The organism is Gillisella taibaishanensis (assembly GCF_001938985.1).
GTDB classification, from domain to species: Bacteria; Pseudomonadota; Alphaproteobacteria; order Rhizobiales; family Rhizobiaceae; genus Allorhizobium; species Allorhizobium taibaishanense.
Genome location: NZ_MKIN01000027.1, coordinates 119,113 through 144,944, shown reverse-complemented (window position 1 = coordinate 144,944; position 25,832 = coordinate 119,113). Strand labels below are relative to the sequence as shown.

The following is a 25,832-nucleotide window of genomic DNA, read 5'->3' as shown; positions in this document are numbered from 1 at the left end:
GTGTGATTTCGCATGGTTTGACGAATGGGGTCGGCTTCACGCCGGCCTTTTTCTTTGGGTTCCTGGCCAATCCACAGCTGGCCACCCATCGTATCCTGTCTGACCTGCGGAGTTTGATCGGCAAATGTCGCGTGCAGTCTTGCTCTCGGACGCGCAGACCGTTAAGACGCGCAGGCATCAACGCCTTCAGGAGAACGCGATCATGTCCACTACCGAAGCTTTCTTTTCCCGCCCCCTGGCCGACGCCGATCCGGAGATTTTTGGCGCGATTGAAAAGGAACTCGGTCGTCAACGCCATGAGATCGAGCTGATCGCCTCTGAAAACATCGTCTCGCGCGCCGTTCTGGAAGCGCAGGGCTCGATCATGACCAACAAATATGCCGAGGGATATCCGGGCAAGCGCTACTACGGCGGCTGTCAATTCGTCGATATTGCCGAGGAACTTGCCATCGAGCGCGCCAAAAAGCTGTTCGGCGTCAACTTCGCAAACGTACAGCCCAATTCCGGTTCGCAGATGAACCAGGCCGTGTTCCTGGCACTGCTGCAGCCCGGCGATACCTTCATGGGTCTCGACCTCAATTCCGGGGGCCATCTTACCCATGGTTCGCCGGTCAACATGTCCGGCAAGTGGTTCAACGTCGTCTCCTACGGCGTGCGTGAGGAAGACCACCAGCTCGACATGGAAGACATCGCCAAGAAGGCCGAGCAGTTCAAGCCTAAGCTGATCATTGCCGGCGGTACTGCCTATTCCCGCATCTGGGACTGGAAGCGTTTCCGCGAAATCGCCGACAGCGTCGGTGCTTACCTGATGGTCGACATGGCCCATATCGCCGGTCTCGTCGCTGGTGATCAGCATCCGTCGCCGTTCCCGCATTGCCATGTTGCCACGACCACGACCCACAAGTCGCTGCGAGGCCCGCGCGGCGGCATGATCCTCACCAATGACGAGGATCTGGCGAAGAAGTTCAATTCGGCCGTTTTCCCCGGCCTGCAGGGCGGCCCGCTGATGCATGTCATCGCCGCCAAGGCCGTGGCATTCGGTGAGGCGCTGCAGCCGTCCTTCAAGGATTACGCCGCGCAGATCGTCAAGAATGCCAAGGTCCTGGCCGACACGCTGATCTCGCACAATCTCGACATCGTTTCCGGCGGTACCGACAACCACCTGATGCTGGTCGACCTGCGCAAGAAGAACGCCACCGGCAAGCGCGCCGAGGCAGCTCTTGGCCGCGCCTACATCACCTGCAACAAGAACGGCATTCCTTTCGACCCGGAAAAGCCTTTCGTCACTTCGGGTATCCGCCTCGGTACGCCTGCCGGCACGACCCGCGGCTTCAAGGAAGCCGAATTCAAGGAAATCGGCAATCTGATCGCCGAGACCCTCGACGGCCTGAAGGTTGCCAATTCCGATGAAGGCAATGCTGCCGTGGAAGCGGGCGTGCGTGACAAGGTCGTCTCGCTCACCAACCGCTTCCCGATGTATCCTTACCTGTAAGGCGGCGAGATGCGTTGCCCGTTTTGCGGTTCGGACGATACACAGGTCAAGGATTCGCGCCCGGCGGAGGACAATAGTGCCATCCGTCGGCGCCGGATCTGTCCGGACTGCGGCGGCCGCTTCACCACCTTTGAGCGCGTGCAATTGCGCGAGCTGACCGTGCTGAAAAAGACGGGCCGCAAGGCGCCGTTCGATCGCAACAAGCTGGTGCGCTCTTTCGAGATCGCGCTGCGCAAGCGGCCTGTAGACCGCGACCGGATCGAACGGGCCGTCTCCGGCATCGTACGCCGGCTGGAAAGCTCGGGTGAGACTGAGATCTCCTCCGAGCAGATCGGCCTGCAGGTGCTGGAAGCCTTGAAGAGCCTCGATGACGTGGCCTTTGTGCGCTATGCCTCGGTTTACAGGGATTTTTCCCATGCCGAGGATTTTGAGCAGGTGATTTCCGAAATTACCGCGAAGATCTCGCAAGATCACGAGCCGGGGTAAGCAGGCGTGCCCGATCTGTCTGACCCCGATCTCTCCGACGATGAGCGGTTCATGGGCGCAGCCATTCGGATGGGTCGCCGCCATCTCGGGCAGACGCTGACCAATCCTTCGGTCGGCTGCGTCATCGTCGCCGATGGCAAGATCGTCGGCTCCGCCGTCACCGCTCGCAGCGGCAGACCGCATGCGGAGGTGCAGGCCTTGGCCCTGGCTGGTGAAAGAGCACGCGGCGCGACAGCGTACGTTACACTCGAACCCTGTTCCCATCACGGCAAGACACCACCCTGTGCCGATGCGCTGGTTAAAGCCGGCGTGGCGCGGGTGGTCGTGGCCGTCACCGATCCTGATCCGCGTGTCTCGGGGCGCGGCCTGTTGATTCTGGCGGGAGCCGGGATCGAGGTCGTGACGGGCGTGCTGGAGCAAGAGGCGCGTTATAGCCTTGCCGGCTACCTCACCCGCCAGACGAAGCAGCGCCCGCATGTAACATTGAAACTGGCTCTGTCGCGCAACGGCATGATCGGCAGGCTCGGTACCAAACCGGGCGAGGGGCAGGTGGCAATTACAGGTCCGATCGCACGGGCCCAGGTGCAGCTGCTGCGCGCCGAGAGCGACGCTATTCTTGTCGGCATCGGCACGGCCAAGGCCGACGATCCCGAACTGACCGTCCGGCTGTCGGGGCAGGGGCATCGCTCGCCGCTGCGTATCGTTCTCGACCGGCGACTGGAATTGCCGCTTGGCTCGAAACTGGTGCGCGGCGCCCGTACGGTGCAAACCCTCTGCGCCTGTGGCGAACCCTCGACATTTACCTGCACGGAAAGCTTCGAGCAAAGCCGCAGCGCCCTGCAAGACGCCGGCGTGCATGTCTGGCCGGTCACCGATCTTCACGATCTGCTGCGGCAACTGGCAGTGCAGGGCATTTCATCGCTGATGGTGGAAGGCGGGGCGGCTGCAGCCGATGCTTTCCTGAAGGCATGTCTGGTGGATCGTATTCATCTTTATCAGGGGCCGGACGAAATCAGCGGTGACGGGGTTGCATCGCCGCTCGACCCCGCCAATATACCGGGAACGTTCCGCCATCGGCGCAGCTTGATGCTTGGCGCCGACCGTTTTGATGAATTTGAGCAGGATCTCTGATGTTTACCGGCATTGTTACCGACATCGGCACAGTCGAGGACGTGGTTCCCCTAAAGGAAGGCGTCAAGCTGCGCATCGCCACCAGCTACGATCCTTCGACCATCGACATGGGCGCCTCGATCGCCCATTCCGGCACCTGCCTCACGGTCACGGGCCTGCCGGAAGAGGGCAGCAATGCCCGCTGGTTCGAAGTGGAAGCGTGGGAAGAAGCGCTGCGGCTGACGACGATCGCCGGCTGGAAGAAGGGCACCCGTATCAATCTCGAGCGCTCACTGAAGATTGGTGACGAACTGGGCGGCCATATCGTCTCCGGCCATGTCGATGGCATGGCCGAAATTCTCGATATCAAATCCGAGGGCGACGCGACGCGCTTCACGCTGCGCGTACCCGAGCATCTTGCCCGGTTCGTCGCACCAAAAGGTTCCGTCGCGCTGGACGGAACCTCGCTGACCGTCAACGGAGTCGCCAGCTGCGACTTCGACATCCTGCTGATCCGCCATACGCTTGAGGTGACCACCTGGGGTGACCGGAAGGTCGGCGATTTCGTGAATTTCGAAGTCGACACTATGGCCCGCTATGCCGCAAGGCTCGCCGAGTTTCCGCGAGCCTGAACAGGTCGGTGAGGGGCGCCAGCCCCTCCCGTATGTCCGCCCTTCGGGCGGCGGTGACCTTAGGCTGAGGTGAACACCGTGACGCTGCCGTCATCGGCCTGGGCCAAACCAACAATAGTGGTAACATCGACCTGATGGCTTTCCATGTGCCGCATCAATTTTGGATCGGCGATGATGGCTGCTTGCAGCCGGCGGGCCTGGCTGGAATGCGAATCCTCGGTCTTCACGACCTGATGCAATGGGTCGGAACTCTGCAAGCCCTGCAGCGGCACCACGGTCAGCCGCTTGCCGACGATTGAGTGCAACTGGTGAGACTTGCCATCCTCAGACACGAATTCGATAGCAGCCTGGGAGGCGCCGCCAAAGGAAACGGCGGCAAGAGTGGAAGCGCTGAGTACTTGTCCGACACGATTCATCGGTAATCTCCTGATCCAATACACGACCGGTGCACTTCATGAAGTTTCTGATTGTGACCCTGCCTGTTGCGGGCCTTTGTCAGATCATGACGTTCCGGCACCCTAGATTTGCGCTGCAACAGAGGAGATTTCCAGACCTGAACGGTTCAGTACGCGTTACAAATCTGTCATCTTGATTTCCATCAAATCGCCGCTTTTAGCGCGCGCCGAAATGCTCGCTGGCCGGGCTTCTGCCCCAACGTCAAGGTTGACGGCAAAGCTGCGGAATAATTCATACATAAGAAGGGCTTGCGGCAGTTAGACAACGATCTCGATGCCGGGGGCTCCACCACATCCGATGACTTGTCAGTCAGTCAAGCTCAAGTTTGCGGCTCCAAATTGCTGCTCGCCGACCCCTCTCACATTAATGTGCTGACATGCCTGGTGCAGCGCATTTCACCCAGTCATGGCGAAAAAAGCTTGCCATTCCGGGGCGGGCGTGGTTTGACCCCGCATCCAATCATCGCCATTTTTTCCATCCGCTTCGGGGTGACTCCATGTCCGACCAATCTTTTGCACCGCATCTCCTCATCGTCGAGGCGCGCTTCTATGACGACATGGCCGATGAGCTGTTGGCGGGTGCCAAGGCGGCGCTTGACGAGGCCGGCGCGAGCTATGATATCGTCACGGTCATGGGCGCCCTGGAAATTCCTGCGGCGATCTCCATGGCGCTTGATGGTGCCGACAATGGCGGCGTGGTTTATGACGGTTACGTTGCGCTCGGCATGGTTATCCGGGGCGAGACCTATCACTTCGATATCGTCGCCAACGAATCCTCACGCGCGCTGATGGATCTGTCCGTGTCGGAATCGCTTGCGATCGGCAACGGCATCCTGACCGTCGAAAACGACGAGCAGGCCTGGGCCCGCGTCAAGCGCTCGGACAAGGATAAGGGCGGCTTTGCAGCACGCGCCGCCCTGACGATGATTGCCTTGAAGCAGAAATTTGGTGGCTGAACCTATGACGACCGAAAGCAACAAACCGCCGGTAAAGACTGCCAACCAGCGTGGCGCCGCAAGGCTTGCCGCGGTTCAGGCACTCTATCAGATGGACATGGCCGGCAGCGGCGTCCTGGAAGTGGTGGCAGAATACGAAGAACACCGTCTCGGCCAGGAGGTCGACGGCGAGACCTATCTGAAGGCCGACGCCTCTTGGTTCCGCTCGATCGTTGCCGGCGTGGTACGTGACCAGACAAAGATCGATCCGCTCATCCGCCAGCACCTGCAGGACGACTGGTCGCTGACACGTGTCGACAGCACCGTGCGCGCCATTCTGCGTGCCGGCACTTTCGAACTGCTGGAGCGCAAGGACGTGCCGGTCGCCGTGATCGTGACTGAATATGTCGAGATCGCTCACGCCTTCTTCCAGGAAGACGAGCCGAAGCTGGTCAATGCCGTGCTCGACAAGATCGCCAAGCAGGTCAGAGTGCCGGCTGCGAAATAAGCGTTTCCAGGGATAGTGGGAACCGGTTTCCCATCCGGAAATGCGTGAAGCGCACGTGAGAGCGGAGCGAGCCGGTGAGGGGTAGGTGTAATGGACGGCAGCGTCGGGCTTGAACATCAGCTGCGGTCCGCCAAGCGCACCGTCGCCATTCTCTCAGGCGCCCAGGCCATTCTTGGCTCCGTTGCGCCGCTGTCCTTCTCGCTCGGCGGCCTGGCTGGCTACCAGCTTCTTGGCGCCGACAAATCGCTGGCAACGGCGCCGCTCACCGGCTTCAATATCGGCACCGCGCTCGGCGCTGTCGCCATTGCCATCGCCGCCCGGTTGTTTGGCCGCAAGGTGGCCTTCATGCTCGGCGCCGGCTCGGCAGCTCTCGGCGGACTGGTTGCGACGCTCGCCCTGTTCAAGGTCGATTTCTGGCTGTTTGCTTTCGGCCTGATGCTGATCGGTCTCTCCAGCGGCTTTACCCAGAAAATCCGCTTTGCCGCCGCCGATAGCTCGCCCAGCTATTTCAAGGGCGAGGCGATCTCCTGGATTTTGGCGGGTGGCATCGTTTCGGCCATTCTCGGACCCCAATTGGCGATCTGGTTGAAGGACCTTTTCGAACCGGTTCTGTTTGCCGGTGCCTTCCTTGCGCTTGCGCCGCTGATGCTGCTTGCCATCGCGATCCTCAGCTTCGTGCATCTGGGGCAGGGGAATGGCGCGCATGATGCAAGCGACCAACCGACGCGGCCGCTGAAAGAGATCGTACTGACGCAGCGGTTTATGACCGGCATGATTTGCGGTATCTGCACCTATGCGCTGATGACCTTCATGATGACCGGTGCGCCGCTGGCCATGGTGATCGGCTGCGGCTTCTCTTCCGATCAGGCGACGCTTGGTATTCAGTGGCACGTGATTGCCATGTTCGCACCGAGCTTCTTTACCGGAAAGCTGATCCGCCGCTTCGGCCCAGAGACGATTGTTGCCTGCGGCCTCGTCATCCTGATGGGCTGTGCGGTCGTTGCCCATATGGGCATCGAACTCTGGAACTTCTGGGGCGCGCTGGTGCTGCTCGGCCTGGGCTGGAATTTCGGCTTCATCGGCGCCACGGCCATCGTCGCCGGCTCCTACCGGCCACAGGAGGCTGATAAGGTTCAGGGCTTCCACGACATCGTGCTGTTCAGCACTGTCGCGCTCTCGTCCTTTTCTTCTGGCAAGGTCTTTACCGCCTATGGCTGGTCGGTGATGAACCTGGTGATCTGGCCTGTCACCATCCTCTGCCTTGTGCTGATCGGCCTGCAAATGATGGCCGCCCGCCGCAGCCAAGTTTAAGGGCGGCCCTAGCTTCTGTCAGGTTCAGATTGAACCAGACAGAAGCTAGAGTCCTCTGTTTCGTTTGTCTTTTCGGGAAAACCTGTTTCCACTTTTCCCTGACAAACTCTAGCGGGTTCAGCATGGCTTGTCGGCCTCTGCCAAGCACGGAACTTTCCAGCCTTTTCTTGATTGCGCGACGGCACGGTAGAGCGTTTCCGATTCCGGTTGTGCACTCTTGACCTTTTCCGGTTTGGAAGCGCACTCTGCCTGTGAAAGTGAATGGTGTCCTTTGAGGAGAGGGCGCTAAACAACAGGGAGGCGTTGGAATGGCAGTGCTGTTAGGCGTAATTCTATGTGGTTTGATTTCCGTGGTCTATGCGGTCTGGGCAACGCGAGCGGTGCTCGCAGCCGACCAGGGCACCCCGCGCATGCAGGAAATCGCCGGCTATATCCGTGAAGGCGCGCAGGCCTATTTGGCCCGGCAATATCTGACCATCGCGATCGTGGGGGCGGTCGTGTTTGTACTTGCCTGGTGGCTGCTGTCTGGCGAAGCCGCAATCGGCTTCCTGATCGGCGCCGTACTTTCAGGCGCTGCCGGCTTTATCGGCATGCATGTCTCGGTGCGCGCCAATGTCCGCACCGCCCAGGCTTCGGCCCAGGGTCTTGCAGCCGGCCTCGACATCGCCTTCAAATCCGGCGCCATAACAGGCATGCTGGTCGCAGGCCTCGCCCTGCTTGGCGTATCCATCTATTATTTCGTCCTAACCTATGGTCTCGGCCATGCCGGCGGCTCGCGTGACGTGATCGACGCGCTGGTGGCGCTCGGCTTCGGTGCCTCGCTGATTTCGATCTTCGCCCGCTTGGGCGGCGGCATCTTCACCAAGGGCGCAGATGTCGGCGGCGATCTCGTCGGCAAGGTAGAAGCTGGCATTCCCGAGGATGACCCGCGCAATCCGGCCACCATTGCCGACAATGTCGGCGACAATGTCGGCGATTGCGCCGGCATGGCGGCCGACCTTTTCGAGACCTATGCGGTCTCCGTCGTCGCCACTATGGTGCTTGCGGCAATCTTCTTTGCCGGCAGCGCCGTGCTCGACAGCGCGATGATCTATCCGCTGGCCATTTGCGGCACCTGCATCCTGACCTCGATTGCCGGCACGTTCTTCGTCAAGCTCGGCGTCAACGGCTCGATCATGGGCGCGCTTTACAAAGGCCTGATCGTCACCGGCCTGCTGTCCATCGTCGGCTTGGCGGTTGCAACGCAGGTTACGATCGGTTGGGGTGAAATCGGTACGGTCGCGGGCCGGGCCATCAGCGGTACCAACCTGTTCGTCTGCGGCATTCTTGGCCTGGTCGTTACGGCGCTGATCGTCGTGATCACCGAATACTATACCGGAACCAACAAACGCCCGGTCAATTCCATCGCTCAGGCATCGGTCACCGGTCACGGCACCAATGTCATCCAGGGTCTGGCTGTTTCCCTTGAGTCAACCGCTCTGCCGGCGCTGGTCATCATCGGCGGCATCATCTCCACCTACCAACTCGCTGGCCTGTTCGGCACGGCGATTGCCGTCACCACCATGCTTGGTCTTGCCGGCATGATTGTCGCTCTCGATGCCTTCGGTCCCGTCACCGACAATGCAGGTGGTATCGCGGAAATGGCGCATCTGCCGCCGGAAGTGCGCAAATCCACCGATGCGCTGGACGCAGTCGGCAACACCACCAAGGCGGTCACCAAGGGCTATGCCATCGGCTCAGCCGGCCTTGGCGCGCTCGTGCTGTTTGCCGCCTATTCCAACGACCTGCAATATTTTGCCGCCAATGGCGACAAATATCCCTACTTCGCCGGCATCGGCGATATCTCGTTCAGCCTCTCCAACCCTTACGTGGTCGCGGGCCTGATCTTCGGCGGGCTGATCCCGTATCTGTTCGGGGGCATCGCCATGACGGCGGTCGGCCGGGCGGCCAGTTCGATCGTTGAGGAAGTGCGCCGCCAGTTCCGGGAAAAGCCAGGCATCATGCAGGGCAAGGACAAGCCGGATTACGGTCGTGCCGTCGACATCCTGACCAAGGCCGCGATCCGCGAAATGATCGTGCCTTCGCTGCTGCCGGTACTGGCGCCTATTGTCGTGTATTTCGGCGTGCTGCTAGTCTCCGGTTCAAAGGCCTCGGCCTTCGCGGCGCTCGGCGCATCGCTGCTTGGTGTCATCGTCAACGGCCTGTTCGTCGCGATCTCCATGACCTCGGGCGGCGGCGCCTGGGACAATGCCAAGAAGAGCTTCGAGGACGGATTTGTCGATAAGGATGGCACACGCCACCTGAAAGGTTCCGAGGCGCATAAAGCATCGGTCACGGGTGACACCGTCGGCGATCCCTACAAGGACACTGCCGGCCCCGCCGTCAATCCGGCGATCAAGATCACCAATATCGTAGCGCTGCTGCTGTTGGCCGTCCTGGCGGGTTGATCCGTCTTCGAACGACAAACAAAAAACCCGCGGTCGTGACGATCGCGGGTTCTTTTTGAGCTGTTGGCGCTCCGCTTACTGGAAGCCGAGCATGTTCTTGACGCTGTTGGCCGCGCCATTGCCGCCCGAGAGAATCTGCTGCAGGAAGCTGAGATCCTTGCCGCCGGTCGGTGTGGTGCGCGAGACCATGTCGAACACTTTGCCGTCCTTCATGCTGTAATTGGCGCGCCGGGCAACAGTGCCGTCCTTATCGAAATAGATCGCAAGGACCTGCTGGTCGACCAGTTGCTGCTTCATGAAAGCTGCCGGCCGTTTGCGGGTCTGCGAAATATAATAGAAGACTTCGCCATCGAAGGTCGCTGTGGTCGAGGGTGTACCGAGCGAGATAAGCACCTGCTCTCGGCTGGAGCCGACCGGCACCAGATCCAGCGCCTTGGGATCAACGATATAGCCGTTGTGGAAGACTTCGCCGGTCGTGCAGCCGGAAAGGCCGCCGGTTGCGATCAGCAGGGTCATCGCTGCCAGGCCGATGGCCCGGGCGTCGGACCGGAAATACCGTCTCTTCAATGCTGCATCTCCCATCATGCTCTCTTCTGCCCGCCTGCAGGCCAGGACCGTTCTTGCGCCGTTCAATTTCCTGCGCCAGCGACATAAAGCGCTTTTCGCTTCGCGTGTTGGCCATATCATTGTGGCCTTTCCGGGGAAACCGAAAAGACGCCAACGGGATATGTTTCACCGCCACAGGAGTTATACCATTCGTTCCCTTGGAAAACCCAAGGGTAAAACGCCTGGCGACGCCTTTGCAATTCATCCCTGCTTCGGTAAACCAGCTTTAGCCATCATGCAACATCGCTGGGGTCGTAACGACCTTTTCTAAAGTTTGTCAGGGGAAAGTAGTCACCGGCTTTCCCGAAGACAGAAAACTCTAAAGCGATGCGCAACGAGCCGGCAAGAGGTAGCAGAGGCGCAGTCATGATTTTCTCCCTGTTCAAGAACCGGCGAAGCAATCGCAGGATCGTCGATCGTCAGTATGAACTCCTGACACAGACGGCCCGCCAGCCAATATTCTATGAGGCGCTCGATGTGCCGGATACGGTAATGGGCCGGTTCGAAATGCTGTCGCTGGTGCTGATTCTCTATCTGAGGCGCACCGCGAAATCTGAACGCAGCGGCCAGGAAATCGCCCAGGAGATTATCGACGCCTTCTTCCAGGATGTTGATCATTCGATCCGCGAACTGGGCGTGGGCGATCAAACCGTGCCCAAACGGATGAAAAAACTGGCCGGAATGTTCTATGGCCGCCTTGAAACCTACGGCAAGGCACTCGATTTGAAGGATGAGGACGCGCTTGCCGCCGGTTTCAGGCGCAACATCCATCCAGGCGGCAAAGGCGAGGCTGTGGAAAACGCGCCTGTTATGGTCGGTCTTGCCCGATGGGCCGCGACGACTGAGACATTTCTTTTGGATATGACGGAAGAGGCGGTGATAACCGGGTCGCTCACCCTTCCGCTTCCGCAACAGCAGGTTCAGCCATGAAATCGCAAGGACGCTCTTCTTCGGACACTCCTTTTTCCTACCCCGTCAAGGTGGCCCATGTCTCCGCCAATGCCGTGCGCGTGACCATCGAGGCGGATGAGGTCGAGCGCGAAGGCTTGGCCAAACTGTGGAAGGTCCTTTCCGTGCGCTCGCTAAAGGCTGAGCTGCAGGTCAATCGCTGGAAGCGGGACGGTGTCCGTATCAAAGGCACGGTGGAAGGTGAGATCGTTCAAGCTTGCGTGGTGACGCTGGAACCGGTGGAAAGCCGGATCAGCGAATCTCTGGAACAGGTTTTCGTGCCTGAGGGCTCAAAGCTCGCGCGCCTGGTGCTCGACGGCCAGGGCGAAATGGTGCTGGATCCAGATGGTCCGGACTCGCCGGAACCCTTTGTCGGTGACACGATCGACGCTGGTGCACTCGTTGCCGAATTTGCTGCCATGGCCATTGATCCCTATCCGCGCAAATCGGGCGTCGAGTTTGCAGGCCACACCGAAGCTGCCGGCGCGGAAATCATCCGTCCGTCACCTTTTGCTGCGCTGAAGGACTGGAAGAAGGACTAGCTTGACGGGGCCGAGACTTTCCAGTCATGCCTTTCGAGCTATCAAATGCCTGAAAATTGAGCCTGATTTTCGGGGATTTGCTGGAAAATGTCGGCGCGTTTTCGCCGGACGCAGGGTGAAATTATCCGTCGGCGCCTTGACGGAGGCCGATAAATCAGTTGTACGGCAGACCAAAACCGGTATTTTGGCCGAAAATTTCACCAGACGGTGAAAAAGAAGGGATAGCACGCGTGGTCAAAATTTCTCTCGACGTCATGGGAGGCGATTTCGGTCCCGAAGTCGTCATCCCCGGAGCCGCACGGGCCCTGGAACGCCATCCGGAGATTACATTCATTCTGTTTGGCCAGCGGGACAAATGCGAGCCCTTGCTTGCCCGCTTCCCCAAGCTGAAGGAAAAATCCGTACTCCACGATTGCGAAGTCGCGATCAGCATGGACGAAAAGCCCAGCCAGGCGCTGCGGCGCGGCCGCTACGTGTCGAGCATGTGGCGCTCCATCGAGGCGGTAAAGACCGGCGAGGCTGACGTGGTCGTGTCCGCTGGCAATACGGGCGCGCTAATGGCCATGGCGAAATTCTGCCTGCGCACCATGGCCAATGTCGAGCGTCCGGCGATTGCCGGCATCTGGCCGACGCTGAAAGGCGAGAGCATCGTACTCGATATCGGCGCGACCATTGGTGCCGATGCGCAACAGCTGCTCGATTTCGCCGTCATGGGCGGCGCTATGGCCCGGGCTTTATTCCAGATTGATCGTCCGCTGATCGGCCTGTTGAATGTCGGCACCGAGGAAATCAAGGGCCAGGAGGAAGTGCGCGAGGCCGGCCGCATGCTGCGTGAGGCAGGGCTGGACTATCTGAACTATGCCGGCTTCGTCGAAGGCGACGATCTCGGCAAGGGTACTGTCGACGTCGTGGTGACGGAAGGCTTTACCGGCAATATCGCGCTGAAGGCAGCGGAAGGCACGGCGCGCCAGATCGCGACCTATCTCAGGGCCGCGATGTCGCGCAGCCTGATGTCGAAGATCGGTTATTTCTTTGCCAAGGGCGCCTTCGATGCCCTGAAGGAGAAGATGGATCCGCGCAAGGTCAACGGCGGCGTGTTTCTGGGCCTGAACGGCATCGTCATCAAGAGCCATGGCGGTACTGATGCTGAAGGTTACGCGGCGGCGATCGAAGTGGGCTACGACATGGCGCGCAACGGTCTAACCAAGAAGATTGAAAACGATTTGAAACTTTATCACGCACGCTATCCCTTGGCCGCGCGCAATGGGTCTCCCAGCGCAGGCCCGGAAGCGGCGTGACGGACAGGACAAAGAGAAACATGATTCGTTCAGTTGTTCGCGGCATTGGTTCGGCCTTGCCCAAACGGGTGGTGACCAACCGCGAAATGGAAACGATGGTCGATACGTCGGACGAGTGGATCGTTCAGCGCACCGGTATTCGCCAGCGTTACATAGCGGGTGAGGGGGAAACCACAGCCTCGCTCGGTGCCGAAGCTGCCAAGAAGGCGCTCGAGGCAGCCGGTATCACCGCTGATGATATCGACATGATCGTCTGTGCCACCTCTACCCCGGACAATACTTTTCCCTCAACGGCGGTGAATATCCAGGCTCGGCTTGGCATGACCCACGGCTTTGCGTTCGATGTGCAGGCCGTTTGTACCGGCTTCGTCTATGCGATCACCACGGCGGATGCCTATATTCGCGGCGGGCTTGCAAAGCGGGTGCTTGTCATCGGCGCGGAAACCTTCTCGCGGATTCTCGACTGGGAGGATCGCACCACCTGCGTGCTGTTCGGCGACGGCGCCGGTGCTATCGTGCTCGAAGCCTCCGAGGAACAAGGCGTAAATGCGGTTCGCGGCGTTCTGACCGCGCATTTGCGCTCGGACGGTTCGCACAAGGACAAGCTCTATGTCGACGGCGGGCCTTCGACGACCGGAACTGTCGGTCATCTGCGCATGGAAGGCCGCGAAGTCTTCAAATATGCCGTTGGCATGATCACCGATGTCATCGAGCAATCCTTTGCTGCCTCAGGCCTGACCGCTGAGGATGTTGACTGGCTCGTTCCCCATCAGGCCAACCGTCGCATCATCGACGGCGCCGCCAAAAAGCTCGCCATTCCGCTCGAAAAAGTCGTTATCACCGTCGACCAGCACGGCAACACTTCAGCTGCCTCTATTCCGCTGGCTTTGTCCGTCGCGGTTGCTGACGGGCGCATCAAAAAGGGTGATCTCGTCCTGCTCGAGGCGATGGGCGGCGGCTTTACCTGGGGCGCGGTGCTGTTGCGCTGGTAGTTCTCGCAAAAACAAGTTGTTAACGGCGCTTGACCGAAAGCGTTCATCGCAATAGTCTTCTTAGTATAATAACTTAGAACTGATGATGGACGGGGTTGCTATGGCTGGCAAAACGGTAACGCGGGCGGATTTGGCTGAATCGGTTTTCCGCAAGGTCGGTCTATCCCGCACCGAGTCGGCCGAACTCGTTGAAACCGTGATCGATGAGATCTGCAACGCCATCGTGCGCGGCGAAATGGTCAAGCTTTCGTCTTTTGCCACCTTCCAGGTCCGCTCGAAGAACGAGCGGATCGGCCGGAACCCGAAGACGGGCGAGGAAGTCCCGATTTCTCCGCGCAAGGTCATGACCTTCAAGGCGTCCAACGTTCTGAAGCAGCGTATTCTGCGCTCGCATCTTGCCCGTAAGGCCAAGCAGAAACCCGCCAATCCCGCGAGTTGACGGACGCAAATTTCCGCAGACAGGCAGTAACTCCCGGCAACCTTGTGCCGGTTTGGTGACGGCGATTTAGTAGCTGCCGCCTTTGCGAGAGCGCCGAGCCGAAGAAACGGAATCTACATCCTGCTACCGTTTTTTGTTTTCGCATTGGACGTATCCGAAAACCGGTTCCCACTTTTGGGCCGATGCTCTATACGCAACGAGTGATCTGGTTTATCGCGAGAAGATGGAGTCCGCAGTGGATAAGAGCCCTGATGCTTTCCGTACGATCAGCGAAGTAGCCGACGATCTGGATCTTCCCCAACATGTGCTGCGCTTCTGGGAAACCCGATTTCCGCAAATCAAGCCGCTGAAGCGCGGCGGCGGCCGGCGCTATTATCGGCCTGATGACGTCGAATTGCTGAAGGGCATCCGGCATCTGCTCTATGATCATGGTTATACGATCAAGGGCGTACAGAAGCTGCTGAAGACCAATGGCAACAAGTTTGTGATGGCGGTTGCCTCAGGCGACCTCGCCACGATGGAAGCTCTCGTCGCCGCCGGCCAGTCCAGCAATGACGATCCGAAACTAGGGACTGATGACGATCAGGTCGTCGGCCACGCCAAATCGCGCACCGCCAGCCGCTTTTTCAACTTCGGCGGCAGCGATGATGGCACCCTCGACATCTCAGCCGGAAAAAGTTCAGTCAATAAGGAAGATCGCGCCCTGCTGCAGGAGACCTTGTTCGATCTGCTGGAATGCAAGCGACTATTGGATCAGGTCCGCTAGTTATATCATGAGCGACCCGTAAACGTTGAAAAGCCGGGCAGATATGTCCGGCTTCATCGTTTTTTATCGAAATCTGGATTGGTCGTTCGAGCGTGTTATTGAGCGGCAATCAGGTTCGGCTCGCGGTTATCCGTGATCGCCAGATTGGCCCGGTGTGCCGCAAGGATCAAAGCGCGCCTTGCATAGGACGCTGAGCGGCGTCCTTCAAGCGCGGCCGCACAGGCGGAGAGCGCGCGCCGAAAATATTCGCAGGAAAAATCTGGCCATTGATCCGCCAGAAGCCAGGCGGCTTCCCGAATTGAGCTGACCATGTGGGTGGTTCCGGCAATGATAAGTGCGACCGGCCGCTGGAAGTGTTTGTCTATTGTCATGTCATGTTCTCCGCGGCCGATAACGCCACGGTTAACGTTTGGTTCCAGCCGATGAGCACTTAATTGACGAATAGCAGCGCAGGGCACGACCTGCATACGCCAGGTGGTTTGGCTCGGGCCGCCAGACTGCCATCGGCGCGGGCGCCATATCATTTAGTCAGGCTCGAAACCGTGGTGGTCACGCTTTGCCGTCTGGCCTGCAGGTAACATGCTTGCAGGCCTTGCTGGTATCAAACCGCTTGTTATTTCAACGGATAACATCAGCCCTTATCGAGCGCATCATCCTGTACGGCATCGGCGAAGCGCCGCATCAGCCGGATCAGCTCGACAACATCCTGTTCCGGCCAGTCTGCAAAGATGGAGCGCGCCATCGCCTCGCGCGCCACATCGATTTTCTCAGTCAGTGCCTGTCCGTTGGGCGTGATCGTTGCTTCGCGCGCCCGTCCATCCGTTGCGCTGGGTTTGCGCTCGACAAAGCCAAGGGCCTCAAGCTTGGAGACCTGCCGGCTCACAGTTGTGTGGTCGCGTCCAACGCGATCGGCAAGGTCCACGATGCCGATCGGACCCAAGCGTTCCACCATGACCAACAGTGGGAACAAGGCGCGATCAAGCGAAATTCCGGCCTCGCGAACCATCGTTTCGTCGCGTTGCGGGCGGTTCATGACGCTGACGATATCGATCAGCGCACTGTGCAGCTCACGCAGCATTGATGATGTAAGTGTATTTTGCATGTATTTATTTGACTCCCAATGGCCTCGTCTGTATGTGTGCATAATACACATATGGAGAGCAATATGACAAATAATTTCGATGCTGACGTTCTGATCTGCGGTGCGGGCGCGGCCGGTCTTACCTTAGCGATTGATTTGGCTCGGCGGGGCGTGTCGTTCAGGCTTATCGAGAAGTTGGACGACCCCTTTCGTGGTTCGCGCGGCAAGGGCATACAGCCCCGCACGCAGGAGATTTTCGAAGATCTCGGTATTCTGGACCGGATTGTCGCAGCGGGCGGCTATTACCCCATGCAGCGTGAGTATGCAGTCGACGGCAGCTTTACCGATTCCAACGTATTCGAGGTCGAGCCGGCAACATCTGCCGAACCGTATCACCTGCCGCTGATGGTACCGCAATTCCTGACCGAGCGGGTGATGCGTGATCGGCTGGCCGAGCTTGGTCATCGACCGGAATTTGGCTGCGAACTCCTAGGCTTTGAACAAGAGGACGAGGCGGTGACGGCACGCCTCGCGACGAAGGCAGGAGAAGAGACGATCCATGTGAGATGGCTGGTTGGCGCCGACGGTGGCCGTTCATTCGTCCGTCATGCGCTGGATGTCGGCTTTCCAGGCAAAACACTGGGCGTGCGTGCCCTCGTTGCCGACGTGACCTTGTCCGGTTTCTCGCGTGACGTCTGGCACCGCTTTGGCGAGGGAGACATGGGGCGGCAGATCTCAGTATGCCCCTTGGCGGGAACTGACCTCTTCCAGCTTCAAGGGCCGATCCCGCTTGAGGGTGACATCGACCTCACGGCAAACGGGCTGACTGCATTGCTGCGGGGGCGGACTGGCCGGGATGATCTTCTCGTGCACGCGGTATCATGGGCTTCGGCCTTTTCGATGAACGCCCGGCTTGCCGATCGTTATCGTGTCGGCCGCGTGTTTCTTGTTGGAGATGCCGCACATATCCATCCCCCAACAGGCGGCCAGGGTCTCAACACCAGTGTTCAAGACGCCTATAATCTTGGCTGGAAGCTGGCTGCAGCGATACGCGGTGCGCCGGTGGACCTGCTCGATACCTATGAGGCTGAACGCAGACCTGTAGCGCAAGCCATGCTTGGTCTTGCGACCGATCTGCTCGATGCGATGAAGCGAGGCGTGATGCGACGCGGTCGCAGCGTTCAACAGCTCGACATTGGTTATCCGCTATCGCCACTCGCGGTGGAATCGCCGGAACGGCAGGGTGAAGTGTTCGCTGGCGACCGTGCGCCCGACGCGTTGATCCGAGGCACTGCCGGACAGCAGCATCGGTTGTTCGATTTATTCAAAGGATCCCACTGGACACTCCTTACCCACGAGGCCGCGCCCATAAGCGCCCGGCCGGGCTTACACGTGCACACATTCGGTGAGCGCGGTGACCTGATCGATGAAGCCGGACAATTCCACGCCACCTACGGCGTTGCGACTGGCGATCGGGTGCTGGTGCGTCCGGACGGCTACATCGGAGCAATCGTCTCGGCGGGCCAAGACGCGGTTCTGGAAACCTACATGGCAAATGTTGGCTTATAGACGGGTAAAGTCTTGCCTTGGCTCTCGATCGGAGCGCGAGAGACGAGCCAAGGTTCAATACCTTCGGAGATCCCTAGAATCTGGCGTCTGCACGATCCATTCCGGCCTCGGACACCATCAGAACCGCCGGCGCTGTGCGGACGGTCTTACGGGATGAGGCACAGGCCAACGCAATCGGTACTCTGCATCGCCGCGGTAAACGACCTCAGCTGCGGCGCTATCTCTGGCGTCGTAACAGTTGACGCGATCGCCGCCAGCGCTTGGCGATCCACAATCGACATGGTCGCCGCCAACTGTTTTGCATTTTCCTGCAAAGCATCAGCAATTATTACGCGGTTTTCTGCCCGAAGCGCGGGGCTGCGCATCATTATCACTGCGCTGCTGACGAACTCTTGAATTCCCAGTCGAGTCTGTTGCAGTCCCTGTCGTCTTGCATCATTGAACTCGCTGGGTTTCAACTGGGCAACAAAATCCGCCAGCGCTTCAACGGCGGAGGAACAGACGGTGAGTAGAAACGCCGAAGAACGAGATATCTCGTTTTGGAAGAAAGCCGCATTTTGATCGGTTTGCGGCAGCTTTTGCGGATCGGACGAGAAAAGCATATATGTCTTGAACACTGCATTTTCCTTCTCGAATATGTCGAGAAGAATTGGCACATCTGTCGAGCGATAGGGCCCATTGCCGAGAATTGCTTTGCGATCCCATAGCGCTTCCAAAACTTTCGCATCCCTCGCGTCTGCTAGTGTTGGGAGGCTGCCTTCCGCGCGACGAATACGAGCAATGGTATCGAGCTTATGGATGCTCTGGTTCAGATATGTTTGCGCATGAATCGGCAATTCGGCAGATGCCTGAACTGAAGAAACGGCAAAAGCGGTCGCAATGGCAAAAACGCGGATTGAAACAGACATTCAAAACCCTTGTCGGAGATTGCACGCAAATACATGAGACGACGCAATTTATGCGAAATAGTGGTGTTCGCAGCAGCGTCAATGGCAGCATACTGACTTCGCAGATAAGGGCGAGATTTTGCTGACGTGCCGCGAGGCCTTTTGACTGAAGCCTGATAGCGAGGAAGCTGTTGGAACGGCGGCGAACGCGATTGACCGCGATAGATCAGGTCAGTGACTCTAAGCCCGCAACAGCGTCGTCGTCTTGTGCTCCCAGGGGCCGCCAAGGTAGCGCCAGAGATCCAGCCCTATGATGTTGATGAGGACGGGTTGGAAATCGGCGACAAGCCTTCGGTGAAGCGCATCAGCCGTCTGACGCGAAACCTTATTCTGGACCGTGATATGCGGCCGCCACTTCTGCATGTCCTGCCCGCCCAGCCACGGCATGAATGCCGCTCGCAGCTCGGCATGGACGGCCAGGAATTGCGGGCTTTCGATGGAATAGGCGACGCCGTTGCCGAGATGGCGGACGCTGGAGACCTCCACGGCAATAGGTTCATTTCTCTGACCGACATCTTCGATGATCTCGACGATGCGGCTGGTATATTCCCCCGGTAGCCGATGAAACATCGTGAGATGCGCGCTTAGAAAGTTGCGATCGGATGGAAAATGCTCCTGTCGCAGGCGCTCGAACGGTTCAAGATCCTGCGGGGCGATGTGTGCGGTCAGAATGAGTGGCTGGACTGTCTTCATCTGCTCAACAATTCCTCCTTTGGTGGTGTCCAGCTTGTCATACCCAACCGGTCGGTTCCGCGTGGAGGCTAACGGGCTTCCATCCTATGTGGTTAGCTGCGCCATTGGGTTCTACCATTCTGGATGAACAAAGCGGGACATTCGTGGACTTTCTGCCCTATCGCCTGCATTTGGCGTCTTCTTGTTCCGATTTTTATTTTTCCTGCCGCATTTTTCGCTTGCGCGCCAAAGGCGGAAAACCTATACGCATCTTGCTCTTAGGAGCTTGACGGAATGTAGCGCAGCCCGGTAGCGCACTTGACTGGGGGTCAAGGGGTCGTGGGTTCGAATCCCGCCATTCCGAGATTTTTCAAAGGCTTGCTCTTGCAGCTAGCTTTAAGTTTGAAAGCCAGCCTCTCTCCATGAGTGGCTGGCTTTCTCTTTTTCATGGGCGCCAGACTGTTTGCATTGGTGTCCTCTAAGACATTGGTCTTCTTGGCGCTTAACCAAATGCACATAACATGCTGCAACACTTATAAACTGCTGCAGAATTGCCGGATTGGCGGCAGGTTTGGGAGGCGGTCGCAGGTTGAAGAGCTAGATCCGTTGTGCAATGCATATAAAAATCTTCTTCTGTCAGTCTTTTGTTTTTGAAGCGATATTTCCGACTTAAGGGATTCTATGGGCTCTTCAAGCCAAGGCTCGGCGTCCCTGGCTATCGATTAAACCGCAGCAATGCCTTATATTGGATGCAGTGCAGCAATATGCTTTTCGTTGATCCCTGGGTCGTATCGGGAGATGTCTGGTACGATCCGAAAATAATGATGAACAAAAGTGAGGGCCGAGACATTTGGCGGCTTGCGAAGCAGACGAGAGAATGCAGCCGTCAGGAAGGCAGATGAAATGCGATTGAATGTTCCAAAGTCGATGGCCGCCGTGGTCCGTCGGCAGAAAAAGCTGCAGAAGGCCTTTGTCGAGCTGATTGACGGCGCTGCTCCTGCTACCAAGTCCTCCACGCCTCCGAAGGCCTCCGTGTCGAAAGCCCGTCGCGCCGCGCCCGCTCCTCTAGCCGAGGTTACGAGCTTTGGCAGCAATCCCGGGCATCTCCGAATGATGTGCTACGTGCCGCCGGGCCTGGAAGCCGGTGCGCCGCTGGTCGTTGTGCTGCATGGTTGCGGCCAGACCGCCCAGGAATTCGATGAAGGCAGCGGCTGGAGCCGGTTGGCCGGTCAACACGGTTTCGCGCTGCTCTATCCCGAACAGCGCAGTTCCAACAATCCGAATGGCTGCTTCAACTGGTTCCGCCCGAGTGCTGTGGCACGCGACCGTGGCGAGACCGGCTCGGTGCGCCAGATGATCGACGCCATGGTCGAGGCCCATAGCCTGGACGCGAACCGGGTTTTCATCATGGGCCTCTCCGCCGGTGGCGCGTTGACGGCGGCGGCGCTGGCCGCCTATCCGGAGGTGTTTAGTGCCGGTGCTGTCGTGGCTGGTCTTCCCGTTGGTGGCGCGCGCGACGCCATGAACGCGCTGGGTCTCATGCATAGCGGCACTACCAAGACCCCGGAGGAATGGGCTCAACTGGTGTTTCAGGCGGCGCCCGAAGGCCAGCAATGGCCGCGAATTTCCATCTGGCAGGGCAGGGAGGACGACGTTGTCCACCAGAAGAATGCCGATTCGCTTGTAATCCAATGGCTCGCCGTGCACGGGCTTCTGGGCGGCCAGGCACAGCCGGTCCGCTATGGTCGCGACGATGGTTACGTTTGGCGCGACGAGACAGGTGCCGTGAAAGTCGAATACGCGCTTCTGAATAACCATGGCCACGGCCTGCCGATCAAACCCGTTGAGGGGCGCGCCATGCCGTATATGCTGGCCAGCGACATGCATCTGCCGTCCTTGCTGGTTGAAAGCTGGGGGCTTGGCACTGCTGCTGGCAAGCGCAAGGTCGCCTGACTGTATTGAGCAGGTCTGGAAAAGAGAAAAGCGCCGGCATCCAGAGATGCGCGGCGCTTTTTTTAAATTCCGTTAAGGCATTGGCCGGAAATTGGAACCGGCTTTCGAAGGTCTTGATGCTAAAGCAAAAGCTTACAGCATCGTGACGGTTCCAATTTCTCAATAGGGTGCTGTAGAGACGGCGCTAGGAGCCGCCTTACTGTCGATTATTTCTGTTCGACGGCCACGCCATCTTTGCCGATGCTGAGCTCGACACCCTTGGGCTTGGTTTCCTCATGGTAGACATAGGCGCTAAGCCCGATGACAGCCACGACTAGGGCACCGATAATCAAGTAAAGACCGTTCGTACTTCTCATTCTGACCTCTTCTGTCCGCGGACCGATCGGGTCTGCGCACGAAACAATGCGACAATAGCCAATAAGTTCCCTGCCATTTCAAACAACTTATTGCGAGCGGTCAGCTATCTCGATGGCATGCTTTTTCCAGCAGACGGATCAGTGCGTCGTCCGCTGCTCTCATCAGAGATCTGGCCGGCCGCGATAAGCGAATTGGGCACGGCGATAGGCAAGAGATCGCGGTAGACAGCCAATGTGCGCGTCACCATGGTCTCAAGCCGATAATTGCCGCGCTTTGCAAGGGCGCCGGCGGCAAGCCGGGCGCGGGTGAGGGGATCGCGAAACGCCATCATCGCCTCGACCAGCGGGCCGGTGTCGTCGCTATTGGGTACGGAGAAGCCGTTGATGCCGTCTTCCAGCACGACGCTGGTTCCTCCGACCCGGCTCAGCACCATCGGTAGGCCACCGGCGGCGGCTTCCAGCATCGCGTAGGACATGGCTTCGTAACGGCTTGGCGCCACCAGCACGTCAAAGGCCTGGATGGCGTCGTTGCCACGAATTTCGCCATGGATGCGGATCTTGTTGGCAAGGCCGTGTTCCTGGATCAAGGCGTTCACCTCTGCCTCCCGCTCGCCGCTACCGATCATCACCAGCCGAGCATTGGGCATACGGTCGGCGACCTCGGCAAAGGCGCGGATCAGTCGTTCCGGCGCCTTCTGGGCAACGAAGCGGCCGATGAAGCCGAAAGCCAACTGGTCGGCGGCAAGATCGAACTTGGCGCGCATCACCGCGCGCTGGTCGCTCGGCGGATAGGCGACGCCGTTGGTGACGATCCGCAGGATCCGCGCCGGCAAACCCTGGTCCAGGGCATGGTTATACTCGTCTGGCGAAACACAGATGACCCGGTCGCTGCAGAACCGACCCAGCAGCCGCTCGACGCCACCATAGACGAGGCGCCCCTTGGAGCCGAGTGTCGGGTCCATGGTGCGAAAGGCATGCGGGGTGTAGAGTACCGGCGGACTGCGCCCAGGCAGTGTCGCAAGCCGCGTCAGCGCACCAGCCTTGGAACTATGGCCATGCACGATGTCGAAAGGCCCCTTTTCGCGGATCAACTGACGCAACGCCCTGCCATGACCGAAGTCCCAGGGGCCGACGGCCCGGCGCATGTCAAGCGAGATGACCTCGTGAAGGGGCAGCGCGAACAGTTCCGAAACAAAACGGTCTTCAGCGCGCACTGGCGAATAGATTGCCGTTACGATCTGGCCGCGGGCCGCGAGCCCGGCGCAGAGATCGATGAAATGCCGGCCGGCGCCGCCACCGCTTGGCTCCAACACTTGCAGGATCCGCAAGGGCGGGCCCTGATCCTCCTCATATCTCTCAGACATCCGTCTTCCCCCGACCTGTTTTTACGGCTGGTCTTCCTGCTGTCGCAAGCTGGTGCGGCCCGGCCCATGGCCTGGTATGCCTGCTTACTGGCAAGAATGCCTCACCCTTTTGGTGGGTTTGCCGTTGTATGTTTTGTCTTTGCCAGCGTCGCTCCAGTGCCCGGCATCCCCAGAGAACACCGAACAGCAGATAGACATGACGCCAGTGATCGATATCGATGACATTGCCGATCCCGGCATGGCCGATCAGCGTAATCCAGGCGATCATCAGATAAGGTTGCCACGGTCGGTCGTACAGTAGCAACCGAAAGCCGAAGCAGATCGTCCAGATCAACATTGACACGAAGCAGAGGAAGCCGAGCCAGCCATAGGAGGTCAGCGTCTTCAGCCAGATATTATGCTCGTCTTCCGGAAAGATCTTGCTGAACACCATCGGCCCGATGCCCAGCGGCCTTTCCATAGACATCAGGAAGCCGATCTTGTGGCGCTCGAACCGGCCGAGATGGCCGCCATCATAGTCCTGCACGAGTTGCGTGCGGCTGGAGAACAAATTGCGCACCTGCTGGAATTGCAGGGCAACGACCAGCGCCAGAACAAGAGCAATCGCCGCCGTTAGCGACAATAGTACGATCTTCAGCCGGAAGGCGCTGCTGCGCTCCTTGATCAGCAGGATCAGCACCATGGCGATGGCACAGAACAGAAACAGCGCCCAGGCCGCCCGCGAAAACGACAGAAAGACCCCGAGCGCTATGATCAGCAAGCCGAGGATTTTCCAGGGCGCGGCCATCAGCTTGCCGGTCAACAGGCCGTGGATCAGGTAAAGCGACGGCGCGATCAAGAAAGGGCCGAACACGTTCGGGTCCTGGAAGGCGCCCATGGCCCGGTCGTAGCGGGTAAACATCTCGGCGCCCGGAAAGGCATGGAAGTAGCCGAGAATGCCAAGCAGAGCCGTTGCCACCGCCGCCAGCACCCAGGCCCGAAAGATCAGCCGAAGCCGCTCATGCCGCTCCTCGATGATTGCCGCGTAAAATACCGAGGTTAGCGCCAGGAAGGTCGACACCGCGATATAGAGCGGCCCGACATCGAGATCGGCCATGGTGGTCAGCGAGATCAGCCCGCCGACATTGAAAGTCAGCATCAGTGCCAGAAGCGGAGCGGTGCCGCGCGAGATGCGCAGGCCGAGGATGAACCAGAGCGGGATCTGCATCGCCATGAACAGTTCATAGGGCGCCGGCTCCATGAACACGAAACCGAGCAGGAACACCCCGAACCCCACCAGCGCCGATGCGGTCAGCTGCAGGGCGGCAAGCCTTGGCCGCAAGACCCGCGGCCCGAGCGGGCCTCCGGCATGGGTGAGGGCGGCGCTCAATAGGCATTTTCCGTATTGAACAGGCTGATCGGCGTCATGACCAGGATTTTAAGATCCAGCAGCAGCGACCAGTTTTCGATATAATAGAGATCGCAAGCGGTGCGACCCTTGATCTTCTCATCGGTGTCGACTTCCCCGCGCCAGCCCTTGACCTGGGCCCAGCCGGTGACACCAGGCTTGACGCGGTGGCGGGCGAAATAGCTCTCGACGATATCGCCATAATGGCGGTCGCGGGTCTGGGCCTGTACGGCATGCGGGCGCGGTCCCACCAGCGATAGATCGCCGCGCAGCACGTTAAACAGCTGCGGCAGCTCGTCCATCGACGATTTGCGCAGCAGGCGGCCGATCGGGGTCACACGCGGATCGTTCTTGGTAACGGCAAGCTTGGCGGTCGGGTCGCTCATTTCCGTATACATCGAGCGGAATTTCAGGACCTTGATGACTTCATTGTTGAAGCCATGCCGTTTCTGCACGAACAGAACCGGTCCCTTGGAGGTTGCCTTGATGGCAATGGCGGCAAGCAACATCACGGGCCAGAAGACCGCGAGCGCACCCAGACTGAAGACGATGTCGAAGACGCGTTTGGCCACCGAGTCCCAATCGCGGATCGGCTTGTCGACCAGATCAAGCATCGGCACGTCGCCGATATGGGAATAGGCGCGCGGCCGAAAGCGCAGGCTGTTGGAATGGGCGGCAAGACGGATATCGACCGGCAGGACCCAGAGCATTTTCAAAAGCTCGAGAATGCGCGCTTCTGCTGTAATCGGCAGGGCGATGATCAGCATGTCGATCCGCGTTTCGCGGGCAAAGGTGACCAATTCGGCAACCGTGCCAAGCTTCGGATAGCCGGCGACGATGCTGGGGGAGCGATCGCCCTGTCGGTCGTCGAAAATGCCGCAGATGCGGATATCGTTGTCCGTCTGGCTTTCCAGCGCCCGGATCAACTGTTTGGCTGGTTCGCCGCCGCCGACCACGACGGCGCGACGCTCGATAATACCGTTTCGGGTCCAATTGCGGATCGCCAACGCCATGGCGTAACGCTCGATGACGATAAGCACCGCCGACATCAACGCCCAGCCGGCCAGCCAATAGAATGTCGGCAATTGCGCATTGCGCAACAGGCAGACGCCGAGCATCAGGAACACCACGAGGAGCCAGCAGCTCAACGCCCTTTTGAGCGACCGCTTGGGTCTGCGCAACGTATGGATCTGGAAACTGTCGGCAAATTGGGCGAAGACCAGGAAAATCCCGGCTCCGAGCGCGCCGAGACCGGCTTGATAGAGAAGGCTCTCAGAACTGCTGCCGACAAACAGCCATCCGGCCAAAAGGCTTGTAGCCACCAGCCAGGAAAATTCCATCAGCCCGAACTGGCCGAGTATCATGCTGGGAGAGCGGTTGGCGCGGCGCAGCTGTTCCGCCACACGGGCGGCGAGTGGTGACAAACCGGCCGCCGATGGTGACGAGCCGGGTGGGCCGCCAGTCTTCTGCTCGGCCTCTTCTTTCAGTTTCTGACGGAGCTTTGCTACATCCAAAGTCTCTAGCGCCTTCATCGCG

General features: G+C 59.1%; 27 protein-coding genes and 1 tRNA gene. 17 read left to right on the top strand and 11 right to left on the bottom strand.

Annotated elements, in window-relative coordinates; translation table 11 throughout:
- The first annotated feature begins 202 nt into the window (after positions 1-202).
- From glyA to BJF91_RS22155, 4 genes are read left to right on the top strand one after another with little or no spacing between them, the layout of a single operon-like run.
- Positions 203-1,492, top strand: a complete 1,290-nt coding sequence (gene glyA / locus BJF91_RS22170) for a serine hydroxymethyltransferase (protein ID WP_075616701.1) — start codon at positions 203-205, stop codon at positions 1,490-1,492.
- 9 nt (positions 1,493-1,501) lie between these two features.
- The gene (nrdR, locus tag BJF91_RS22165) at positions 1,502-1,978 is read left to right on the top strand and encodes a transcriptional regulator NrdR (RefSeq protein ID WP_015915579.1); all 477 of its coding nucleotides are present in this window, start codon (positions 1,502-1,504) and stop codon (positions 1,976-1,978) included.
- Positions 1,979-1,993: 15 nt separating this feature from the next.
- Positions 1,994-3,109 (top strand): bifunctional diaminohydroxyphosphoribosylaminopyrimidine deaminase/5-amino-6-(5-phosphoribosylamino)uracil reductase RibD, encoded by a 1,116-nt coding sequence (gene ribD / locus BJF91_RS22160; protein ID WP_075617014.1) that lies wholly within the window; start codon positions 1,994-1,996, stop codon positions 3,107-3,109.
- Positions 3,109-3,720: a riboflavin synthase gene (locus tag BJF91_RS22155; protein ID WP_075616700.1), complete on the top strand. Its 612-nt coding sequence runs from the start codon at positions 3,109-3,111 to the stop codon at positions 3,718-3,720. Before ribD ends, BJF91_RS22155 begins: the two co-directional genes overlap by 1 nt.
- Before the next feature lie 59 nt (positions 3,721-3,779).
- On the opposite strand, the gene BJF91_RS22150 is transcribed toward BJF91_RS22155, so the two are convergent.
- Positions 3,780-4,136, bottom strand: a complete 357-nt coding sequence (locus BJF91_RS22150; RefSeq protein ID WP_075616699.1) for a hypothetical protein — start codon at positions 4,134-4,136, stop codon at positions 3,780-3,782.
- A gap of 536 nt (positions 4,137-4,672) precedes the next feature.
- On the opposite strand from BJF91_RS22150, the gene ribH reads away from it, so the two are divergent.
- The 4 genes from ribH (at position 4,673) to BJF91_RS22130 (ending at position 9,376) form a co-directional block, all read left to right on the top strand.
- On the top strand, positions 4,673-5,131 hold the full coding sequence (gene ribH / locus BJF91_RS22145; RefSeq protein WP_075617013.1) for a 6,7-dimethyl-8-ribityllumazine synthase: 459 nt from the start codon (positions 4,673-4,675) through the stop codon (positions 5,129-5,131).
- Positions 5,132-5,135: 4 nt separating this feature from the next.
- Complete coding sequence (gene nusB, locus BJF91_RS22140) at positions 5,136-5,618, top strand: transcription antitermination factor NusB (protein WP_075616698.1); 483 nt, start codon at positions 5,136-5,138, stop codon at positions 5,616-5,618.
- 90 nt (positions 5,619-5,708) lie between these two features.
- Entirely contained in the window at positions 5,709-6,929 is a 1,221-nt protein-coding gene (locus BJF91_RS22135) for an MFS transporter (RefSeq protein WP_075616697.1), read from the top strand.
- A 308-nt stretch (positions 6,930-7,237) separates the two neighbouring features.
- Positions 7,238-9,376, top strand: coding sequence for a sodium-translocating pyrophosphatase (locus BJF91_RS22130; protein WP_075616696.1), 2,139 nt, complete (start codon positions 7,238-7,240; stop codon positions 9,374-9,376).
- A gap of 75 nt (positions 9,377-9,451) precedes the next feature.
- Here the strand turns inward: BJF91_RS22130 and BJF91_RS22125 are convergent, their stop codons facing one another.
- Positions 9,452-9,961, bottom strand: a complete 510-nt coding sequence (locus BJF91_RS22125) for an outer membrane protein assembly factor BamE (protein WP_407639903.1) — start codon at positions 9,959-9,961, stop codon at positions 9,452-9,454.
- Positions 9,962-10,215: 254 nt separating this feature from the next.
- Entirely contained in the window at positions 10,216-10,350 is a 135-nt protein-coding gene (locus BJF91_RS25450) for a hypothetical protein (RefSeq protein WP_267890185.1), read from the bottom strand.
- On the opposite strand from BJF91_RS25450, the gene BJF91_RS22120 reads away from it, so the two are divergent.
- From BJF91_RS22120 to BJF91_RS22095, 6 genes are all read left to right on the top strand, one after another.
- Positions 10,349-10,912 (top strand): ubiquinol-cytochrome C chaperone family protein, encoded by a 564-nt coding sequence (locus BJF91_RS22120; protein WP_075616695.1) that lies wholly within the window; start codon positions 10,349-10,351, stop codon positions 10,910-10,912. The two genes, BJF91_RS25450 and BJF91_RS22120, sit on opposite strands and share 2 nt — an antisense overlap.
- Entirely contained in the window at positions 10,909-11,472 is a 564-nt protein-coding gene (locus tag BJF91_RS22115) for a YceD family protein (protein WP_075616694.1), read from the top strand. The genes BJF91_RS22120 and BJF91_RS22115 overlap by 4 nt, the downstream gene beginning before the upstream one ends.
- 230 nt (positions 11,473-11,702) lie before the next feature.
- Positions 11,703-12,770, top strand: coding sequence for a phosphate acyltransferase PlsX (plsX, locus tag BJF91_RS22110; RefSeq protein ID WP_075616693.1), 1,068 nt, complete (start codon positions 11,703-11,705; stop codon positions 12,768-12,770).
- A 20-nt stretch (positions 12,771-12,790) separates the two neighbouring features.
- Positions 12,791-13,762, top strand: a complete 972-nt coding sequence (locus tag BJF91_RS22105) for a beta-ketoacyl-ACP synthase III (RefSeq protein ID WP_075616692.1) — start codon at positions 12,791-12,793, stop codon at positions 13,760-13,762.
- A gap of 100 nt (positions 13,763-13,862) precedes the next feature.
- A complete protein-coding gene (locus BJF91_RS22100) occupies positions 13,863-14,201 on the top strand; it encodes an integration host factor subunit alpha (protein WP_075616691.1) in 339 nt (112 codons plus the stop codon).
- A gap of 223 nt (positions 14,202-14,424) precedes the next feature.
- Positions 14,425-14,967 carry a MerR family transcriptional regulator gene (locus BJF91_RS22095; protein ID WP_075616690.1) on the top strand — a complete coding sequence of 181 codons (543 nt, stop codon included), beginning with the start codon at positions 14,425-14,427 and terminating at the stop codon, positions 14,965-14,967.
- A 95-nt stretch (positions 14,968-15,062) separates the two neighbouring features.
- Here the strand turns inward: BJF91_RS22095 and BJF91_RS22090 are convergent, their stop codons facing one another.
- Both BJF91_RS22090 and BJF91_RS22085 read right to left on the bottom strand, forming a co-directional pair.
- The gene (locus BJF91_RS22090; protein WP_075616689.1) at positions 15,063-15,338 is read right to left on the bottom strand and encodes a DUF982 domain-containing protein; all 276 of its coding nucleotides are present in this window, start codon (positions 15,336-15,338) and stop codon (positions 15,063-15,065) included.
- 260 nt (positions 15,339-15,598) lie between these two features.
- Positions 15,599-16,069, bottom strand: a complete 471-nt coding sequence (locus tag BJF91_RS22085; protein WP_083943437.1) for a MarR family winged helix-turn-helix transcriptional regulator — start codon at positions 16,067-16,069, stop codon at positions 15,599-15,601.
- Between the two features lie 63 nt (positions 16,070-16,132).
- On the opposite strand from BJF91_RS22085, the gene BJF91_RS22080 reads away from it, so the two are divergent.
- Positions 16,133-17,617 (top strand): FAD-dependent oxidoreductase, encoded by a 1,485-nt coding sequence (locus BJF91_RS22080; protein WP_075617011.1) that lies wholly within the window; start codon positions 16,133-16,135, stop codon positions 17,615-17,617.
- Between the two features lie 146 nt (positions 17,618-17,763).
- Here the strand turns inward: BJF91_RS22080 and BJF91_RS22075 are convergent, their stop codons facing one another.
- Complete coding sequence (locus BJF91_RS22075) at positions 17,764-18,525, bottom strand: hypothetical protein (RefSeq protein WP_075616687.1); 762 nt, start codon at positions 18,523-18,525, stop codon at positions 17,764-17,766.
- A gap of 219 nt (positions 18,526-18,744) precedes the next feature.
- The gene (locus BJF91_RS22070) at positions 18,745-19,257 is read right to left on the bottom strand and encodes a 2'-5' RNA ligase family protein (protein ID WP_075616686.1); all 513 of its coding nucleotides are present in this window, start codon (positions 19,255-19,257) and stop codon (positions 18,745-18,747) included.
- A gap of 269 nt (positions 19,258-19,526) precedes the next feature.
- On the opposite strand from BJF91_RS22070, the gene BJF91_RS22065 reads away from it, so the two are divergent.
- Positions 19,527-19,600: transfer RNA gene (locus BJF91_RS22065), tRNA-Pro, on the top strand.
- A 539-nt stretch (positions 19,601-20,139) separates the two neighbouring features.
- The gene (locus tag BJF91_RS22055; protein WP_075616684.1) at positions 20,140-21,189 is read left to right on the top strand and encodes an extracellular catalytic domain type 1 short-chain-length polyhydroxyalkanoate depolymerase; all 1,050 of its coding nucleotides are present in this window, start codon (positions 20,140-20,142) and stop codon (positions 21,187-21,189) included.
- 206 nt (positions 21,190-21,395) lie between these two features.
- On the opposite strand, the gene BJF91_RS25110 is transcribed toward BJF91_RS22055, so the two are convergent.
- From BJF91_RS25110 to BJF91_RS22040, 4 genes are all read right to left on the bottom strand, one after another.
- Positions 21,396-21,545, bottom strand: a complete 150-nt coding sequence (locus BJF91_RS25110) for a hypothetical protein (RefSeq protein ID WP_162843907.1) — start codon at positions 21,543-21,545, stop codon at positions 21,396-21,398.
- Positions 21,546-21,649: 104 nt separating this feature from the next.
- On the bottom strand, positions 21,650-22,909 hold the full coding sequence (locus BJF91_RS22050) for a glycosyltransferase (RefSeq protein ID WP_139310818.1): 1,260 nt from the start codon (positions 22,907-22,909) through the stop codon (positions 21,650-21,652).
- A complete protein-coding gene (locus BJF91_RS22045; RefSeq protein WP_083943436.1) occupies positions 22,902-24,278 on the bottom strand; it encodes an O-antigen ligase family protein in 1,377 nt (458 codons plus the stop codon). The genes BJF91_RS22050 and BJF91_RS22045 overlap by 8 nt, the downstream gene beginning before the upstream one ends.
- A complete protein-coding gene (locus BJF91_RS22040) occupies positions 24,275-25,828 on the bottom strand; it encodes an undecaprenyl-phosphate glucose phosphotransferase (RefSeq protein ID WP_075616683.1) in 1,554 nt (517 codons plus the stop codon). Before BJF91_RS22040 ends, BJF91_RS22045 begins: the two co-directional genes overlap by 4 nt.
- Positions 25,829-25,832: the final 4 nt, after the last annotated feature.

What these genes read in the sequence shown, in the direction of transcription:
- glyA (WP_075616701.1), top strand. Translation starts at nt 203, where the DNA reads ATGTCCACTACCGAAGCTTTCTTTTCCCGCCCCCTGGCCGACGCCGAT.
- nrdR (WP_015915579.1), top strand. Translation starts at nt 1,502, where the DNA reads ATGCGTTGCCCGTTTTGCGGTTCGGACGATACACAGGTCAAGGATTCG.
- BJF91_RS22155 (WP_075616700.1), top strand. Translation starts at nt 3,109, where the DNA reads ATGTTTACCGGCATTGTTACCGACATCGGCACAGTCGAGGACGTGGTT.
- BJF91_RS22150 (WP_075616699.1), bottom strand. Translation starts at nt 4,136, where the DNA reads ATGAATCGTGTCGGACAAGTACTCAGCGCTTCCACTCTTGCCGCCGTT.
- ribH (WP_075617013.1), top strand. Translation starts at nt 4,673, where the DNA reads ATGTCCGACCAATCTTTTGCACCGCATCTCCTCATCGTCGAGGCGCGC.
- nusB (WP_075616698.1), top strand. Translation starts at nt 5,136, where the DNA reads ATGACGACCGAAAGCAACAAACCGCCGGTAAAGACTGCCAACCAGCGT.
- BJF91_RS22135 (WP_075616697.1), top strand. Translation starts at nt 5,709, where the DNA reads ATGGACGGCAGCGTCGGGCTTGAACATCAGCTGCGGTCCGCCAAGCGC.
- BJF91_RS22130 (WP_075616696.1), top strand. Translation starts at nt 7,238, where the DNA reads ATGGCAGTGCTGTTAGGCGTAATTCTATGTGGTTTGATTTCCGTGGTC.
- BJF91_RS22125 (WP_407639903.1), bottom strand. Translation starts at nt 9,961, where the DNA reads ATGATGGGAGATGCAGCATTGAAGAGACGGTATTTCCGGTCCGACGCC.
- BJF91_RS22120 (WP_075616695.1), top strand. Translation starts at nt 10,349, where the DNA reads ATGATTTTCTCCCTGTTCAAGAACCGGCGAAGCAATCGCAGGATCGTC.
- BJF91_RS25450 (WP_267890185.1), bottom strand. Translation starts at nt 10,350, where the DNA reads ATGACTGCGCCTCTGCTACCTCTTGCCGGCTCGTTGCGCATCGCTTTA.
- BJF91_RS22115 (WP_075616694.1), top strand. Translation starts at nt 10,909, where the DNA reads ATGAAATCGCAAGGACGCTCTTCTTCGGACACTCCTTTTTCCTACCCC.
- BJF91_RS22105 (WP_075616692.1), top strand. Translation starts at nt 12,791, where the DNA reads ATGATTCGTTCAGTTGTTCGCGGCATTGGTTCGGCCTTGCCCAAACGG.
- BJF91_RS22100 (WP_075616691.1), top strand. Translation starts at nt 13,863, where the DNA reads ATGGCTGGCAAAACGGTAACGCGGGCGGATTTGGCTGAATCGGTTTTC.
- BJF91_RS22095 (WP_075616690.1), top strand. Translation starts at nt 14,425, where the DNA reads ATGGAGTCCGCAGTGGATAAGAGCCCTGATGCTTTCCGTACGATCAGC.
- BJF91_RS22090 (WP_075616689.1), bottom strand. Translation starts at nt 15,338, where the DNA reads ATGACAATAGACAAACACTTCCAGCGGCCGGTCGCACTTATCATTGCC.
- BJF91_RS22085 (WP_083943437.1), bottom strand. Translation starts at nt 16,069, where the DNA reads ATGCAAAATACACTTACATCATCAATGCTGCGTGAGCTGCACAGTGCG.
- BJF91_RS22080 (WP_075617011.1), top strand. Translation starts at nt 16,133, where the DNA reads ATGACAAATAATTTCGATGCTGACGTTCTGATCTGCGGTGCGGGCGCG.
- BJF91_RS22075 (WP_075616687.1), bottom strand. Translation starts at nt 18,525, where the DNA reads ATGTCTGTTTCAATCCGCGTTTTTGCCATTGCGACCGCTTTTGCCGTT.
- BJF91_RS22070 (WP_075616686.1), bottom strand. Translation starts at nt 19,257, where the DNA reads ATGAAGACAGTCCAGCCACTCATTCTGACCGCACACATCGCCCCGCAG.
- BJF91_RS22055 (WP_075616684.1), top strand. Translation starts at nt 20,140, where the DNA reads ATGCGATTGAATGTTCCAAAGTCGATGGCCGCCGTGGTCCGTCGGCAG.
- BJF91_RS25110 (WP_162843907.1), bottom strand. Translation starts at nt 21,545, where the DNA reads ATGAGAAGTACGAACGGTCTTTACTTGATTATCGGTGCCCTAGTCGTG.
- BJF91_RS22050 (WP_139310818.1), bottom strand. Translation starts at nt 22,909, where the DNA reads ATGTCTGAGAGATATGAGGAGGATCAGGGCCCGCCCTTGCGGATCCTG.
- BJF91_RS22040 (WP_075616683.1), bottom strand. Translation starts at nt 25,828, where the DNA reads ATGAAGGCGCTAGAGACTTTGGATGTAGCAAAGCTCCGTCAGAAACTG.